12 protein-coding genes and 1 pseudogene are annotated in these 15,240 nt (G+C 72.8%); 9 read left to right on the top strand and 4 right to left on the bottom strand.

Going from position 1 to position 15,240, the window contains the following annotated elements; genetic code table 11:
- Positions 1-235: 235 nt before the first annotated feature.
- Positions 236-556, bottom strand: a complete 321-nt coding sequence (locus ACSU6L_RS36825; RefSeq protein ID WP_437064029.1) for a hypothetical protein — start codon at positions 554-556, stop codon at positions 236-238.
- Here ACSU6L_RS36825 and ACSU6L_RS36820 point away from each other — a divergent pair.
- Positions 483-906, top strand: a pseudogene (locus ACSU6L_RS36820) (MmyB family transcriptional regulator); the annotation flags it as partial. The gene ACSU6L_RS36825 and the pseudogene ACSU6L_RS36820 sit on opposite strands and share 74 nt — an antisense overlap.
- On the opposite strand, the gene ACSU6L_RS36815 reads toward ACSU6L_RS36820, so the two are convergent.
- The 3 genes from ACSU6L_RS36815 to ACSU6L_RS36805 all read right to left on the bottom strand — a co-directional run bounded on the left by ACSU6L_RS36815 (position 907) and on the right by ACSU6L_RS36805 (position 3,772).
- Positions 907-1,740: a cytochrome c oxidase assembly protein gene (locus tag ACSU6L_RS36815; protein WP_437064028.1), complete on the bottom strand. Its 834-nt coding sequence runs from the start codon at positions 1,738-1,740 to the stop codon at positions 907-909.
- The gene (locus ACSU6L_RS36810; RefSeq protein ID WP_437064027.1) at positions 1,737-2,297 is read right to left on the bottom strand and encodes a DUF2243 domain-containing protein; all 561 of its coding nucleotides are present in this window, start codon (positions 2,295-2,297) and stop codon (positions 1,737-1,739) included. The genes ACSU6L_RS36815 and ACSU6L_RS36810 overlap by 4 nt, the downstream gene beginning before the upstream one ends.
- Positions 2,298-2,551: 254 nt before the next feature.
- Complete coding sequence (locus ACSU6L_RS36805; protein ID WP_437064026.1) at positions 2,552-3,772, bottom strand: serine hydrolase domain-containing protein; 1,221 nt, start codon at positions 3,770-3,772, stop codon at positions 2,552-2,554.
- Positions 3,773-3,977: 205 nt separating this feature from the next.
- Here ACSU6L_RS36805 and ACSU6L_RS36800 point away from each other — a divergent pair, with 205 nt between their 5' ends.
- From ACSU6L_RS36800 to ACSU6L_RS36765, 8 genes are all read left to right on the top strand, one after another.
- Positions 3,978-5,012 carry a PucR family transcriptional regulator gene (locus ACSU6L_RS36800; protein WP_437064025.1) on the top strand — a complete coding sequence of 345 codons (1,035 nt, stop codon included), beginning with the start codon at positions 3,978-3,980 and terminating at the stop codon, positions 5,010-5,012.
- Between the two features lie 251 nt (positions 5,013-5,263).
- Entirely contained in the window at positions 5,264-6,646 is a 1,383-nt protein-coding gene (gene proP / locus ACSU6L_RS36795) for a glycine betaine/L-proline transporter ProP (RefSeq protein WP_437064024.1), read from the top strand.
- A gap of 715 nt (positions 6,647-7,361) precedes the next feature.
- Entirely contained in the window at positions 7,362-7,886 is a 525-nt protein-coding gene (locus ACSU6L_RS36790; RefSeq protein WP_437064023.1) for a hypothetical protein, read from the top strand.
- Between the two features lie 393 nt (positions 7,887-8,279).
- Positions 8,280-10,409, top strand: a complete 2,130-nt coding sequence (locus tag ACSU6L_RS36785; protein ID WP_437064022.1) for a hypothetical protein — start codon at positions 8,280-8,282, stop codon at positions 10,407-10,409.
- Positions 10,410-10,496: 87 nt separating this feature from the next.
- The gene (gene pelF, locus ACSU6L_RS36780; RefSeq protein WP_437064021.1) at positions 10,497-12,008 is read left to right on the top strand and encodes a GT4 family glycosyltransferase PelF; all 1,512 of its coding nucleotides are present in this window, start codon (positions 10,497-10,499) and stop codon (positions 12,006-12,008) included.
- Positions 12,005-13,420 carry a hypothetical protein gene (locus ACSU6L_RS36775; RefSeq protein WP_437064020.1) on the top strand — a complete coding sequence of 472 codons (1,416 nt, stop codon included), beginning with the start codon at positions 12,005-12,007 and terminating at the stop codon, positions 13,418-13,420. The genes pelF and ACSU6L_RS36775 overlap by 4 nt, the downstream gene beginning before the upstream one ends.
- Positions 13,421-13,492: 72 nt before the next feature.
- A complete protein-coding gene (locus tag ACSU6L_RS36770; RefSeq protein ID WP_437064019.1) occupies positions 13,493-14,494 on the top strand; it encodes a GDP-mannose 4,6-dehydratase in 1,002 nt (333 codons plus the stop codon).
- Positions 14,495-14,525: 31 nt separating this feature from the next.
- Positions 14,526-15,239: a nucleotidyltransferase family protein gene (locus ACSU6L_RS36765; protein ID WP_437064018.1), complete on the top strand. Its 714-nt coding sequence runs from the start codon at positions 14,526-14,528 to the stop codon at positions 15,237-15,239.
- Position 15,240: the final 1 nt, after the last annotated feature.

Below are 15,240 nucleotides of genomic sequence, written 5' to 3'. Positions count from 1 at the left end.
TGCTTGACGAACACTGTTTCGGTCATGTTTCAACTGCCCGAACGAGCGGTGAACCGCTTTCTTCCGGCCGCTCAGGGCGCCGATGCCCCCGTGGTCGACCATGGCCGGTTCGCTGCGCGCGGCGCCGGAACACCTCCCCGAGGCCCGGGCCGTCGGGGAGTGGCGCGGACGGCGAGGGCGATCAGCGGGAGCAGCGTGAGAGCGGCGATGACGGTACCGACCAGGGGCGGTCCCCTCAGTCCGAGGGCGAAGTCCAGGGCCGCGCCCGCGAGCCACGTCCGGCGGCGATGCCGGTGTTGAACGCGGATGTGGTCAGCGCGGAGGTGAGCGTGGCGGCGTCCCCGGCGATGCGGACGGCCAGCGCGGTGACGACCGGGTTCACCGTGAAGCCGGTCAGGCCCATGAGGAAGACCAGGACCGTGGCCGTGACCGGGTTCCCCGACAGGGGGATCATCAGCAGCAGGACCAGGGCCGCGGCCCCCGCGGCCCCCGCGCTCGCGCAGGGGCGGCGCGGGGACATCCTGGCCTGGAATTCGCTGGCCGCCGCCCTGGTCACCGATTCCTTCCGCATCCCGGAGAAGCAACGCAACTATCCGCGTATCCAGTTCACCGATCCGGCGATTCGGACACTGCACACGGACCGGGAGGCGTCCCCGCAGATCTCCGTGGCCCAGCTGCGGATGGATGCGGCGAAGTACCCGGGCGACCCGCGTCTGATCGAGCTGGTCGGTGAACTGTCGATGCGCGACCTGCAGTTCGCCCAGTGGTGGGGGGAAGACCGGGTCGCCGCCCGGACCGTGGGCACGAAGACCCCCAATTCACCCGGTCGTCGGTGAACTCGTCCTGGACTGGGACACGCTGACCGCGAACACCGACCCCGGCCAGCACCTGACCGTCTGGACCGCCTCACGCGCGTGCGGGTGCGCCGTCGGGGACCGGGCGGACTCGGCGCTGCGGGCGCCAGGTGCTGACCAGGGCTCCGGCCAGGAGGAGTTCGGCGATGTCACCGCCGTAGTACATGATCTCCGCGGCGGCCTTGACCTCGGGGATGGGGGCGCGGATGTCGACCCAGTAGCCGCCGTACATCAGTTGCGAGATCACGGCGTGCGCGGCGATGGCGACACCGACGTGGACGAGCCGTGTCCGGACGCCGGGCCGGGCGGGCGCGGGATCGGGGCCGGCGATGACGTGGGCGAACAGGCAACCGGCCAGCAGAAAGTGCGCGTGCAGCAGCCAGTGCCCGGCGGGATGGGCGGCGGTGGCGTTGTACAGCGGGGTGAAGTACAGCACCGCCAGGCTGCCGCTGGACAGCGTGAGGGCCACGGTCGGACGGATCAGCAGCCGCGCCGGAGGGCTGTGCAGCGCGGAGGTGATCCGGCGGGCGTGGGCGGCGGGCAGCGCGCGCAGCAGCAGCGTGACCGGGGCGCCGAGCACCAGGGCGAGCGGTGCGTACATGCCGATCAGCAGGTGCTGGACCATGTGGCCGCGGAAGTCGGTGTGCGCGGTGGACGCGATCGGCGGCAGCAGCGCGACCCCCAGCAGGAGCAGGCCGGTGAGGAAGCTCGCGGTGCGGCGGTGGCTCCAGCCCCGCACCGGGTTGCGGTCCCGCGCCCGGCGGGCCAGACACAGGTAGGCCGCGGCGCACACGAGCACAGCGAGCGCGGGCGGTGCCGTTCCCACGAAGTCCGGCAGCCCGCCGTCCGCGCCGTGGCCGGGCACGGGGTGCTCGTGTTCCGTCACGCGTGCCGCCGTGCCCGACCGGCGGACGGGGCGTCGGGGTCGAAGGGACGTCCGCCGCGCTGCAGCAGCCAGCCGCCGGCCACCAGCAGCGCGCCCAGCAGCAGGAAGCCCAGGTCCCACCAGATCTGGCCGTCACCGGCGTAGACGTGGTGGATGGCGAGGATGTGGTGGTCCAGGACGCCTTCCACCAGGTTGAACAGGCCCCAGCCCACCAGCGCCCAGCCCCACAGCACCCGGGAGGTCCACACCCGGCGCCGGTCGTGGGTGACCCGCGAGTACAGGATGGCGAGGCCGGTCAGGACGGCGAGCCAGCAGACGACGTGGAAGATGCCGTCCCACAGCGTGTTCATCTGCAGCCCCGAGACGGTGTCGGGGTCGTAGTACTTCACGCCGATACGGTCGTCGTTCGTGCTGGTGAGCATGTGGTGCCAGCGCAGCAGCTGGTGCAGCAGGATGCCGTCGGCGAACCCGCCGAGTCCCACCCCCAGCACGATCCCCGGCAGCTGCAGGCTTGCCGGAGCCGCGGTGGCGCCGGCCTCGCTCGTTCTCGTAGCCATGACCCGTTCTCCGTCCCGTCGCTGACTGGCGGTGCAGGGTTTCCCCGAGCCGGTCTTCCCTGCGGGACGGCCCGTATCCACACGGATACGGCCATTCCTACCAGCGGTTATGCGTCACCCCGGGCCTGATCGGGAGCCACCCCGGTCGTCCGTCCCCGTGCGGTCCGGCCGCCGGACGATCTCCGACCGCACGGGATCGGCCAACGCGCGCGGCACGGCCACCAGCCGAATCGACTCGGTGGGCGGCCCGTGCGTCAGGATGACGCCGGGGACAGCGAGGCCGGGTCGGTCTCGGGGTTCCCGTCGCCGCACAGCGCCTGCTGGTACAGAGCCAGCAGGGCGCCGTCGACGGGGTGGGGCTGCGGCTCGCCCGCGGAATCCAGCTCGTTCCACCTGATGAGGTTGATCGCGACCGACATCCGGCGCCGGCCGTCGGCCCGGGTCAGGGACATCGTTCCCGCTCCCCAGACCGTGCCGCTGTGGCCCCAGAACGTGCCGCAGCCCGGCATCTCGACCTTCTCCAGCCCCAGGCCGTAGTCGATGGTCTTGCCGTTCAGCGCGCGGACCGGGACCGTGCGCTGCATCTGCGCGAGCGACGACTCGTCGACGAGCTTTCCGGCGAGCAGCATGCCGTAGAAGCGGTTGAGGTCCTCCATGGTGGACACCAGCGCGGCCCCCGTCCCGACCCAGGACATGTCGTAGACGCTGTAGTCGCGGGGCGGGTCGATCGCGCCGTGCAGCGCCTCGTACATGCGCGAGTGCGGGCCCTTGATGCGCGGGCCGGCCGGGAAGCCGGTGTGCCGGAGGCCGGCGCGTTCGATGACGTGGCGGGTGATGTACCGCTCCGCCGGCATTCCGGTCACCTGCTCAAGGAGTTCGCCTAGGAGACGGTAGTTGGTGTTGGAGTACACCCCCTTGGGGCCTCCGGGTTCGCCGGTGGGAGGTGCGGCGAGGCCCATCTCTATCAGTTCGGCCGGGCGGAACCTTCTGAACCGGTTGCCGTCGAGGCTCTCCGGCGACCTGGTCTGCAGGGACGGGAACGCGTAGGGGATGTAGTCGGGGATGCCGCTGGTGTGGTTGAGCAGCATCCGCACCGTGATCCGCCTGCCGCGCTCCCCCGGCACCAGCTGCGGCAGATAGTCGCCGATCGGCGCGTCGAGCCGGATCCGGCCCCGCTCGGCCTGCTGCATGACCGCGACGGCGGTGAAGGTCTTGGTGATGCTGCCGACGCGCTGCCGCATGTCCGGCCGGACGGGGCGGCCGGTGCCGAGATCCGCGACACCGGCGGCGCCGCGCCAGGTCCGGTCGGCGTCGCCCACCTCGGCGTACACCCCCGGTACTCCCGCGCGGTGGACGGCGTCCAGGGCGGAGTTCAGCTTCGCGGGAGCGAAGCCGGTGCTCGTGCTCGTGCTCGTGCTACCGGCCGGAACGGCCGTCGCCGTCTCGTCGGGCGCCGGAACGGCCGCGGTCGACATACCGACACAGACACTCAACGTGGCGGCACTCGCGCTTAACGCCAGTCGGTTCTTCAAGTCGTACAACCTTTCGGGATCCGGGATGGGTGGCGACCATCCTCACGGCCGGCCCCCGGCGCGGCACCCGCCATCCGTCGCGCATCCGACCCCGATCACGCGCCGACCGGCGGCCCTGTCGCGCGGCCCGCCCTCCTATCCTTCTGCCATGGAGGCACTGGCCGTTCGGCTGTCGGGACTCGATCCGTACGTCGATGGCGCGATCCGCATCGTCGCGTTCTACGACACGCTGATGCGCCGCCGCGTGGACGTTCCGGCGCTCGCCCGCGCCTCGGCGGGCCTGGCCGAGTGCGTCGCCGGGATCCGGCTGCACGGCACGGGGCGGGCGATCCGCGTCTCGCCGCACGGCACGGAGGCGTCCACCCCGCAGGCACCGGCGTCGACGACGGTGCCGATCACCCTCGACGACGAGGAGATCGGCACGGTGTGGCTGGAACGCTCCGGCTCGCCCAACCCGCTCGACGAGATCCTTCTCGACCGGCTCGCCATCGCGGCCGCCGCGGCCGTCGAACGGTACGGGCCGGCCCGCACCACGATGGCCGACCCCGCTCTCGTCGAACTGGCGATCAGCGCCGACAGCGACGAGGCGGCCAGGGCCCGGGCGCTGCGGCTGCTGGGCTTCGCGCCCGACCTGCCGGTCCACGTGGCCGCCGTGCGCTCCCGGCTCCCCCTCGACCGGATCGGCGCACTGGTCTGCCCGGCCCGCCCGGTGAAGGCGGCACCGCTCTCCGACGTGGGCGTCATCCTGGCCACCACCATGGACCCGGCCCGGTTCCCGGCGGACGTCCGCGCCGGCATCGGCGCCGCCGGCCGCCCCGACCTGTCCTGGCGGCAGGCCCGCACCGCGCTCCGCTTCACCACGCCGCGGGAGCCCGTCGTCCGTCACACCGACCTGGGCGCGCTGGCGCTCCTGGCCGAGATACCGGGGAGGACCGCACGGGACAACGCCGACGTGGCCGCCATCGGCCGTATCGCCGACAGTCCGGAGGACCTGGAGACCCTGGAGACCTACTGCGCCACCGGCTCCCTGCGCCGGGCCGCCGACCTCCTCCATCTGCACCACAGCAGCGTCGCCCGCAGGCTCGAGCAGATCGCGAAGGCCCTGGACATCGAGCTGACCGAGCCGGGCGGACTCCTGCGGGCCAGGCTGGCGCTCACCGCCTGGCGGCTGCTCGACGACTGAGGCCTGCCCAACGTCACATTCCGGACATGGAGTGACGGCGATCGCGCGAGATGGCTCACACGGAGAGCCGGGGAGAACGACCCCGGCGGGGGCGGGCATGCCTGGACATCCGCCGTTTCGCTGCAGTATGCAGCAAATTGCATACGCAACGTAAACGGCCGAGTGGCGCCTATGGTCGCTTTTCGGCCCGCCCGACAGCGCCGCCGCGCGGACCCGTCCCTGCCCCCGTCGAAAGGTAGGCGAGCGAAGTCTTGTCGACTGCCTCAGTCGCCGCTCCCCCGGCCATGTCCGAGATCCGTTCCGCGCCGGCCCCCGAGGTCACCGTCACCGACCCCGCGCTCGTCAGGCGCGCCGTCAAGGCGGCGGCGCTGGGCAACGCCATGGAATGGTTCGACTTCGGTGTCTACAGCTACATCGCGGTCACCCTCGGCAAGGTCTTCTTCCCGTCGGGCAACCCCACCGCTCAGCTGCTCTCCACGTTCGGCGCCTTCGCCGCGGCCTTCCTGGTCCGGCCGCTCGGCGGCATGGTCTTCGGACCGCTCGGCGACCGCATCGGCCGCCAGAAGGTCCTCGCGCTGACCATGATCATGATGGCGGCGGGCACCTTCGCCATCGGGCTGATCCCGTCGTACGCGGCGATCGGTGTCGGCGCGCCCGTCCTGCTGCTGGCCGCCCGCCTGGTCCAGGGCTTCTCCACCGGCGGCGAGTACGCCGGCGCGTCCACGTTCATCGCCGAGTACGCCCCCGACAAGCGGCGCGGCTTCCTCGGCAGCTGGCTCGAGTTCGGCACCCTCGCCGGGTACATCGGCGGCGCGGGGCTGGTCACGCTGATGACGGCGCTGCTGTCGACCGAGGACCTGGTGTCCTGGGGCTGGCGCGTGCCGTTCCTGATCGCGGGCCCGATGGGCATCATCGGCCTCTACCTGCGCAGCCGCCTGGAGGAGACGCCCGCGTTCGCGGCCGAGGTCGAGAAGGCGGAGGCCGCCCGGCCGAAGGTGCCGCTGCGGGAGATGATCACCGGCCAGTGGCGGGCGCTGCTGCTCTGCGTCGGCCTGGTGCTGGTCTTCAACGTCACCGACTACATGCTGCTGTCGTACATGCCCAGCTACCTGACCAGTGAGCTGCACTACGACGAGACGCACGGCCTGCTCGTGGTGCTCGGCGTGATGGCGCTGATGATGATCGCGCAGCCGTTCGTGGGCGCGCTGACCGACCGGATCGGACGCCGCCCGGTGATCGCGGCGGGCTGCGCGGGCTTCCTGTTCCTTTCGGTGCCCGCCCTGCTGCTGATCCGCGAGGGCAGTCTGGTCGCGGTGGCCCTGGGCATGGGCGCGCTGGGCCTGCTGCTGGTCTGCTTCACGGCGGCCATGCCGGCGGCGCTTCCGGCGTTGTTCCCGACCCGGGTCCGCTACGGCTCGCTGTCGATCGGGTTCAACGTCTCCGTCTCGCTGTTCGGCGGCACGACCCCGCTGGTCGTGACGGCCCTGATCGGCGCCACCGGCGACATGATGATGCCCGCCTACTACATGATGGCCGCCGCCGTCATCGGTGGTTTCGCGGTGTGGCGCATGGCCGAGTCGGCCGGACGCCCGCTGCCGGGTTCGGCTCCGTCGGTCGCACCCCCGGGGCACTGAGCCCCGCGTCGCATCAGCCCTCCGCACGCCCCGGGCCGGGGTCCTACGACTCCGGCCCGGGGCGGCGGGCTGTGATCACGCTTCCGGGGCGGCGACCGGCGACACTCCGGGGCCCATCCCGACGACACCCGAGGCTCGTCCCCAGCGGCACTGCGGGGCACCGCCTTCAGCACCCGCACGACCGACCCTGCCGCGGGCCGACCGGGCGAGCCGAGCGTGGCTGGACCAGTGTCCCGACGACACCCGAGGCCCGTCCCCAGCGACACCACGGCGCCGTCCCCGACGACACCCGAGCCCCACCCCCAGCGACACCCCGGGCCCGCCCCTCCCCACGCCCCCGTGGCCCACCCCCGAAGACACCCACGCCCAGCCCGCCTCCGGCGAGGCCCCGCCCGCACCCACCCCCGGCCGGAATTGGCCCGATGGCCGAGATCACGCACCGGGGACCAGTACCGGCCGTGCCGGCCCCACGCGGGAGCCGGCACGGCCGGTACGCGCCAATACCGCCGCCGGAGGACCGGCGTGGCGGTGGGGGCGGTTCCGCCTTCTCGACGGTCGGTCACACCACCTGCACCGTGCGTGTTTACCACCCACGACCGGCCAGCACACTTTCCCCGCACCACCTTCACGCGACACACACTTTCGGTCGCGGCCGCTTTCGGGCGCCGATCCGGGGGCAGACGTGACGACCGCCCCGTGCCTAGCCTCCCGGGCCATGCGATCACCCTTGATGAGACGACTCGGTCTCACCGCCGTCCTGGCCCTCGTCCTCGCCGTCTTCGGCCTCGCCCCCGCCGCGAGCGCGGACCCCGGCCCCGCCGAGCTGAAGTTCACCACCGACGCCGCCACGACCACGCCGGGCGGCACCGTGAACCTGTCGATGACGCTGACGAACAACAAGACCTACGACCTCTGGTTCGTCCACCAGACCATCGACCCCACCTGGCTGACCACCCAGCGCCCCGACCTGAAGTACTCCTTCACCGGCTGCACCCTCACCACGGCGAGCGGCAGCACCTCGTGTTCCGGCACCGGTCCCGCCAACCTCGGCGCCAACTACGGCGCCCCCATCCCGCCCGGCCAGAGCCGGACCGTGACGCTGACCCTGCAGATCGCCCCCGACTCGGGCTGCAACGGCAACATCGGCTTCTACTCGTACTTCTACGCCGAGTTCAGCGACAGCACGAACACCAGCGGCGGCCCGGTCTACACGCCGGAGACGCGCGTTCTGTGCTCCTGACGGTGTCCGCCGGATAGGGCCGTGACCTGAAACAGGCCCCGAGAGCGTCCGGCCAACGGTCTACACCAATGACAGCCCCACCGGCGGGCCCCCGGGTCCGCCGGTGTCCTGCGTTCCCTCGCCCACCTGGACGGAAGTACCCGAAGCGGGCCGCCGGGGCGGCGTCCGTGACGGGCCACCCAAGCGGCGTGCGCCGGATGACCGCCGGGCTCACGCCCGCGTTTTTCCGTCAGGTTTCGCAGCAAGAGCACGAAAGCTCCACAGACACCTCACTATTTGACGCGACGGAAGCGTCGACGACCGGTCTCTGAGGGGGAAGCCGGCGTCACGCGAGGGGGTGCGTCCGCTCCGCGGAGCAGTACTCACCCCTGCCCTGGGAGGGGACAGCACCGCATGAAGCGGACCATACGCACGACCTTGCTCACGACGGGCGCGCTCATAGCCGCCCTCGGTGTTCCGGCCACGGCGGCGCACGCCGACCCCGCTCCCCGCATCGACCTGCGGGTGCTGGTCGTGAGCGACGGCGGCCCGTCCACCGACGCCATCGCGGCGGAGCTGGAAGCCGCCGGAACTCCGTATACGGAGATCGACCTCACGCGCTCCGACCGACCCGTGATCGACGCCGGCTATCTCGCCGACAGCGTGGACGGCCGAAACCGGGCCCGGTTCCAGGCCGTCGTCCTGCCCAACGACAACCCTTTCCCGGCGAACTCCGCCGAGATGGCCGCGCTCGTCGCGTACGAGAAGGCCTACGGCATCCCGCAGGTGGACGCGTACACCTACGCCCGCCCCGAGGCAGGACTCCAGTACCCGGTGTACGGCGGTTACTCCGGCAGCGTCGACGGGGTGCGGGCCCAGGTGACCGACGCGGGCCGCTCCGGGCCGTTCGGCTACCTCGACGGGCCGGTGCCGTTCGAGGACAACTCGCCGACCGTGGGCGAGAGTTACGCGTATCTGTCGACGCCGGCGGCAGGCGCCGACTTCACCACGTACGTCGACGCGCCGATCCCGGGGTCGGCCAAGCGGGGCTCGCTGGTGGGCGAGTACCGGCACGACGGGCGGCGCGAACTCGTCGTCACCTTCGTCTACAACCAGTACCAGCAGCAGTTCCGGCTGCTGGCCCGCGGCATCGTCGAGTGGATGACCGGCGGGGTCCACCTCGGCGCGTCCCGCAACTACTTCGCGGTGCACGTCGACGACGTCTTCGCGGCCGACGACCGCTGGAACTCCACGCTGAACTGCACCCCCGGCGACGTGGACTGCACGGACCCGAACGCCACCCCCGACCCTATCCGGATGACGGCCGCGGACGTCGACCACGCCGTCGCCTGGCAGCGCGAACGCGGCTTCACCCTCGACTTCGCCTACAACGGCGCCGGCAGCGTCGACCACCGCGAGGACAACGGCGGCGCCGACCCGCTCGCCGACAGGCTCGTCGCCCGGCGAGGCGAGTTCCGCTGGATCAACCACACCTACACCCACGCCTTCCTCGGCTGTGAGCAGGACACGACGGTGGTGCCCTGGCGGTGCGCCACCAACGCGGACGGCAGCACCAAGTGGGTCAGCCGGAACGACGTCTCCGACGAGATCGCCCACAACCGCGTGTGGGGCGACCTCGCCGGACTGCCGCTGGACGACGACGAGCTGGTCACCGGCGAGCACTCCGGGCTGCGGGTACTGCCCCAGCAGACCGCGGACAACCCCAACCTGGCACTCGCCCTGGCCGACAACGGCATCACCTGGCTTGCCTCGGACAACTCCCGCGAGCCCGACCAGCGGCGGGTCGGCCCCGCCACCACGGTCCCCCGCTACCCGATGAACATCTTCTACAACGCGGGCCGGGCGGCCGAGCAGGTCGACGAGTACAACTGGATCTACACCAGCCGCGCGCAGGGCGGCAGCGGCATCTGCGAGGACAACCCGGCGACCACCACCTGCCTGCCGGCCCCCCTCGGCCTCACCACCGGCTACCAGGAGCACATCGTGCCGCTGGAGCGGCGGATCGCCCTCGGTCACGTCCTCGCCAACGACCCCAAGCCGCACTTCATCCACCAGTCGAACCTCGCCGAGGACCGCATCGCCTACCCGGTCCTGGACGGCGTACTGGACACCTACGCCACGCTGTTCGCGGACAACACCCCCGTGGTCAACCTGCGGGTGAAGGACATCGGCGCCGAGCTCCAGCGGCGCGCCGCGTGGCGGGCCGCCGTACAGGACGGCCAGGTCACCGCCTACCGCGTCGGCGGCACCGTCACCGTCGAGGCCCCGGACGGCGTGGCCGTCCCCGCGACCGTGCCCGACGGCACCACCCGGGCCGGCGCCGCGTTCGGCGAGGCCTACGCGGGCGAGCGGTCCGGGTGGACGGCCGCGTCGGCCGCACCGCTCACCCTCACCCTGCCGACGTCCGCCGCCTCCTCCACGGCCCCCGGCGCGGACGGCTCCACCCCGGCCACCGACCCGGCGCCGGCCACCAGAGTGCCCGCGGGCGTGACCGACCCGGTCTCCCCCGGCACGGGGAGCTGACCGGCGTACCGGCAGTGAGGTCCCGCCCGCGCGCCCCGCGGCCGGGACCGGCACCACATCCCCACACCTCGGCCGTGGAGCACATCGATGCACGTTCACCACGGCGCGCGACGCTCCGGCGCTCCGCGCGTCACCCTGCTCACCGAAGGCACCTATCCGCACAGTCACGGCGGTGTGAGCGTCTGGTGCGACCAGCTCGTCACCGGCATGCCCGACATCGACTTCGACGTCATCGCCGTGACCGGCACCGGCCGCGAGCCCGTCGTGTGGGACCTGCCCAGCCATGTCTCCGGCGTCCTGTCCGTGCCCATGTGGGGCACCGCCCCGCCGGGCCGCCCGCCCCGGGGCCGCTCCCGCAGGCGGCTCGCCGGCGCCTACGAGCGGTTCCTGACCGCGCTGGTCGACCCGCGCGCCGAGGACGGCTTCGCGCCCGCCCTGCACACCCTGGCGCGGGCGGCGGCGGACGGAGAGCTCAGCCCTTTCCTGCGGGGCGACACCGCGATCAGGGCCCTGACCGCCGTATGGACGCGTCCCGGGCTGGCCGTGCGTGAGGCGCGGCCGACGCTGCACGACGCGCTCACCGTGACCGCCCTCCTCGAACACGCCCTGCGCCCGCTGGCCGCGCCGCCGCCCGAGGACGGGGTCGCGCACGCCGTCAGCGGCGGTGTCGCCGTCCTGCCGGGGCTGGCCGCGCTCGAACGGCACGGGGTTCCGCTGCTGCTCACCGAGCACGGCGTCTATCTGCGCGAGCGATACCTCGGCTACCGCACCGCGCCCTACCGCTGGCCGGTGAAGGCGGTGATCCTGGGCTTCTTCCGGCTGCTGGCGGAGGAGACCTACCGGCGGGCAGCGCTGATCACCCCCGGCAACCGCTACAACCGGCTGTGGGAGGAGCAGGGCGGTGCCGATCCGGCGTCGATCCGCACGGTCTACAACGGCGTGGACCCCGCCGCCTTCCCGCCTGCCGGACCCGAGCCGGAGGCCCTCACCCTCAGCTGGGCGGGCCGGGTCGACCCGATAAAGGACCTGGAGACCCTGATACGCGCCTTCGCCCTCGTCCGGGACCGGCTGCCCGACGTGCGGCTGCGGCTGTTCGGCGGGACGCCCCGGGGCGGGGAGGCGTACCGGGAGCGCTGTGAGGCCCTGGCCGCCGAGCTGGGGCACGCCGACGCGGTGACCTTCGAGGGCCGTGTCGACGACATCAAGGACGCCTACGCGGCCGGGAACGTGGTGATGCTGTCGAGCATCAGCGAGGGTTTCCCGTTCACGCTGATCGAGGCGATGTCGTGCGGGCGGGCGACCGTCTCCACGGATGTGGGGGGCGTGCGGGAGGCCGTCGGCGACACCGGTCTCGTGGTGCCGCCGCGCGATCCGGCCGCGATGGCCGCCGCCGCGCTGGAGCTGCTGGGCGATCCCGCCCGGCGCCGGGCGATGGGCGAGGCGGCCCGGCTGCGGGTGATCGAGCAGTTCACACTGCGGCAGACCATCGACACGTTCCGCGCCATATACCACGAACTGTCCACGGGCGGACGGGAGTCGACCGGCCGGATCGTCCTGCCCGCCCCGGCGGTCACCGGCACGGAAAGCCTCACCGGATGAGCGGGCCGATGTCCCTCGAACCCGGCGGCGCCGAGCAGGACACGCTGGCACTGCGGCTGGCCGCGCCCCGCCCGGCGCGCCGCCGCCCCCGCTGGGCCCTGGACGACACCACGCTCGCGATCCGGCTGCCCCGGCGGGGTCCCGACGAGGAGGCGGTCAGCGAGCTCGCCGCCGAACTCGCCGACCGGATCGGACCCGCCGTCCACCCCTACGAGGTGGCCGCGCTGCTGGAGGCGGAGGGCCTGTCCGCCTCCCTGATCAAGGAGCGGTACGGCCATCCGAACCTGTTCTCGCTGGCGTCCGCGCTGTACGCGAGGGTGCCCCGGACCTTTCCCGAGCCGCCCGCCGCGGCCGACCCCTGGCGGCCCGACACGGTGCGCTGCCTGCTGCGGGGCCTCCTGTTCGCGCTGCCCGCGCTGGCCTATCTGCTCACCGCCCCGCTGTGGCGCGTCGACCGGCACGCGCCCGTCCTGATCGTGGCGGGCGTCGTCTCCTGGGCGTGGGGGCAGGCGCTGGGCCACCGGGCGCACCTGCGGCTGGTGGCGGGACGCCGAGAGGCCGCCGGCACCCTGCTGTCCGGGTCCCTGCTGGGCGCGGCGGTGGCCACTGGGCTCGCCTCGGTGCCCGCCGGGGGCGGCCCGGTCACCGTGGTGGCGGCCGCCCAGTCGCTGTATCTGGCGGCGGCGGGCGTGTTGCTGGTCCTGGGCCGGGAGCGGCTGCTGCTGACCGCGCTCAGCCCGCTGATCGCGGGTGCCGCGCCGCTGCCGTGGTGGGAACCCGGCCCTGTGCTGCGGGTGGGCCTGCCCCTGCTGGCGCTGCTGGCGACGCTCGCCGCCGCCGGAGCGGTCCTGCGGGCGGGACTGGCCGGCCCGGCCGCTGCCGACGGGCCCCGGCCGCGTCCGGTCTCGTCACTCCCCTACGGCCTGTTCGGACTGGCCGCGGCGGTCCTCGTGATGCTGGAGGGCCGACGGCACCCGTACGCGGTGATCGCGCTCACGCTGAGCATGGGCCCGGCCGAGTGGCTGCTGTACCGCTTTCGCGGCTGGTCGGTCGCCGCGCTGCGGGTCAGCGCGACGCCCGCGGGATTCCTGCTCCGCTCGGCCGCCGTCCTCGGTCTGTGCCTGTCCGGCTATCTGCTGCTGCTGCTGCCCGCCGCGCTGCTCACCGGCGCCGGCCCGGCCGCGCTGCTGCCGCTCGCGGCAGCCCTGTGGACCGCCCTGCTCCTCCAGGCGTTCGGCGTTGCCTGGCCGCCGGCCGTGATCTGCCTGCTCGCCGCCGGCGGTGCCGGCGCGGTCACCTGGCTGGACCTGCCGCCGGGCCCGGCCGTGCTGCCGCTCGTCTGCGCCGTCGCCGCGGCCGGTCTCGCGGCCTGCGCGATCCATCTGCTCGGCAGGCCCTCCCCGCACGCCTGACGAGCCCGTCCAACGCTCCTCGAAGCGCCCCGCGGCACCGCCGCCGTCCAACCGACGAAAGGATCCCCAGAGTTGACCTCCGCACCGCTCGCCGCCGTCACCGGAGCCGAAGGGTTCATCGGCTCGCACCTCACCGAGGCGCTCGTCGCCTCCGGCCATCGGGTGAGGGCCATGGCCCAGTACAACTCGTTCTCCTCCTACGGCTGGCTGGAGACCCTGCCCGCCGACGTCCTCGACCACGTGGAGATCGTGCTCGGCGACGTCCGCGACCCGGGCTCGGTGCGCGGCCTGCTCGACGGCGCCGACTGCGCCTACCACCTGGCCGCGCTCATCGCGATCCCGTACTCCTACCAGGCCCCGCACAGCTACGTGGACACCAACGTCACGGGCACCCTGAACGTGCTGGAGGCGGTTCGCGCGCTGGGGACGCCGCGCCTGGTGCACACCTCGACCAGCGAGACGTACGGCACCGCGCAGACCGTGCCGATCACCGAGGACCACCCCATCAACACCCAGTCGCCGTACGCCGCCTCGAAGGCCGGCGGCGACCGGCTGGCCGACAGCTACCACGCCAGTTTCGGCACGCCCGTGGTGACGCTGCGGCCGTTCAACACCTTCGGCCCGCGCCAGTCGATGCGCGCGGTGATCCCCACCGTCATCGGCCAGGTCGCGGCCGGGCAGCGCACCATCACCCTCGGCGACCTGCGCCCCACCCGGGACTTCACCTTCGTCCGGGACACCGCGCGGGCGTTCCTCGCGGTGGGCACCGCGCCGGCGGAGCAGGTGGTCGGCCGCACGTTCAACGCGGGGACCGGCGGGGAGATCTCCGTCGGCGACCTGGTCGCGCTGATCGGCAAGGTCATGGACGCCCCGCTCGACGTCCGCGAGGACTCGGAACGTCTGCGGCCCGCGAACTCCGAGGTGATGCGGCTCGTCGCCGACGCGACGCGGCTGGCGGCGGCGACCGGCTGGCGGCCCCGCCACACGCTGGAGGAAGGGCTCGCGCGGACCGCGGAGTGGTTCGTCGATCCCGCGAACCTGGCCCGCTACAAGACCGGCATCTACAACATCTGACCCGACCGGCAGCAACCGCAGGAGGTATGCCATGCACGCAGTGATCCTGGCCGGAGGTAAGGGCGTCCGGCTGCGGCCGTACACCACCGCGCTGCCCAAGCCGCTCGTCCCCATCGGCGACCAGCACGCCATCCTCGACATCGTGCTGCGCCAGCTGGCGACGGCCGGTTTCACCCACTGCACCATCGCCATAGGCCATCTGGGCGAGATCATCCGCGCCTACGTCGGTGACGGCGCGCAGTGGGGCATGAGCGTCGACTACGCCGTCGAGGAGAGCCCGCTCGGCACCATGGGTCCGCTGCTCACCCTCCGCGAGCGGCTGCCGGAGCACTTCCTGGTGATGAACGGCGACGTGCTCACCGACCTCGACTACGCCGACGTGCTGCGGCGGCACGAGGCGTCGGGCGCGCCGCTGACCATCGCCACCTACGCCCGCAAGGTGCACATCGACTTCGGGGTGCTCACCACGGACGCGAGCCGGGTGGTCGCCTTCACCGAGAAGCCCAGCATCGACTACCGGGTGTCCATGGGTGTCTACGGCGTCTCGCGGGCCACCCTCGCCGACTACACGCCGGGGCTGCCGCTGGGCTTCGACGAGCTGGTGCTGGACCTGCTCGCGGCGCAGCGGCCGCCGCACGCCTACGAGTTCGACGGCTACTGGCTGGACATCGGCCGCCCCGACGACTACGACCGGGCCAACGCGGAGTTCACCAGCCGCAAGTCACTTCTGCTCAAGGGAGCCTGAG

Source organism: Streptomyces sp. enrichment culture (assembly GCF_964272855.1).
GTDB lineage: Bacteria > Actinomycetota > Actinomycetes > Streptomycetales > Streptomycetaceae > Streptomyces.
This window is presented reverse-complemented; position numbering and strand designations above follow the sequence as displayed.

Excerpts from the sequence above, each read along its gene's own strand:
- ACSU6L_RS36785 (WP_437064022.1), top strand. The coding sequence starts at position 8,280 with ATGAAGCGGACCATACGCACGACCTTGCTCACGACGGGCGCGCTCATA.
- ACSU6L_RS36790 (WP_437064023.1), top strand. The coding sequence starts at position 7,362 with ATGCGATCACCCTTGATGAGACGACTCGGTCTCACCGCCGTCCTGGCC.
- pelF (WP_437064021.1), top strand. The coding sequence starts at position 10,497 with ATGCACGTTCACCACGGCGCGCGACGCTCCGGCGCTCCGCGCGTCACC.
- ACSU6L_RS36765 (WP_437064018.1), top strand. The coding sequence starts at position 14,526 with ATGCACGCAGTGATCCTGGCCGGAGGTAAGGGCGTCCGGCTGCGGCCG.
- ACSU6L_RS36805 (WP_437064026.1), bottom strand. The coding sequence starts at position 3,772 with ATGTCGACCGCGGCCGTTCCGGCGCCCGACGAGACGGCGACGGCCGTT.
- ACSU6L_RS36810 (WP_437064027.1), bottom strand. The coding sequence starts at position 2,297 with ATGGCTACGAGAACGAGCGAGGCCGGCGCCACCGCGGCTCCGGCAAGC.
- ACSU6L_RS36775 (WP_437064020.1), top strand. The coding sequence starts at position 12,005 with ATGAGCGGGCCGATGTCCCTCGAACCCGGCGGCGCCGAGCAGGACACG.
- ACSU6L_RS36800 (WP_437064025.1), top strand. The coding sequence starts at position 3,978 with ATGGAGGCACTGGCCGTTCGGCTGTCGGGACTCGATCCGTACGTCGAT.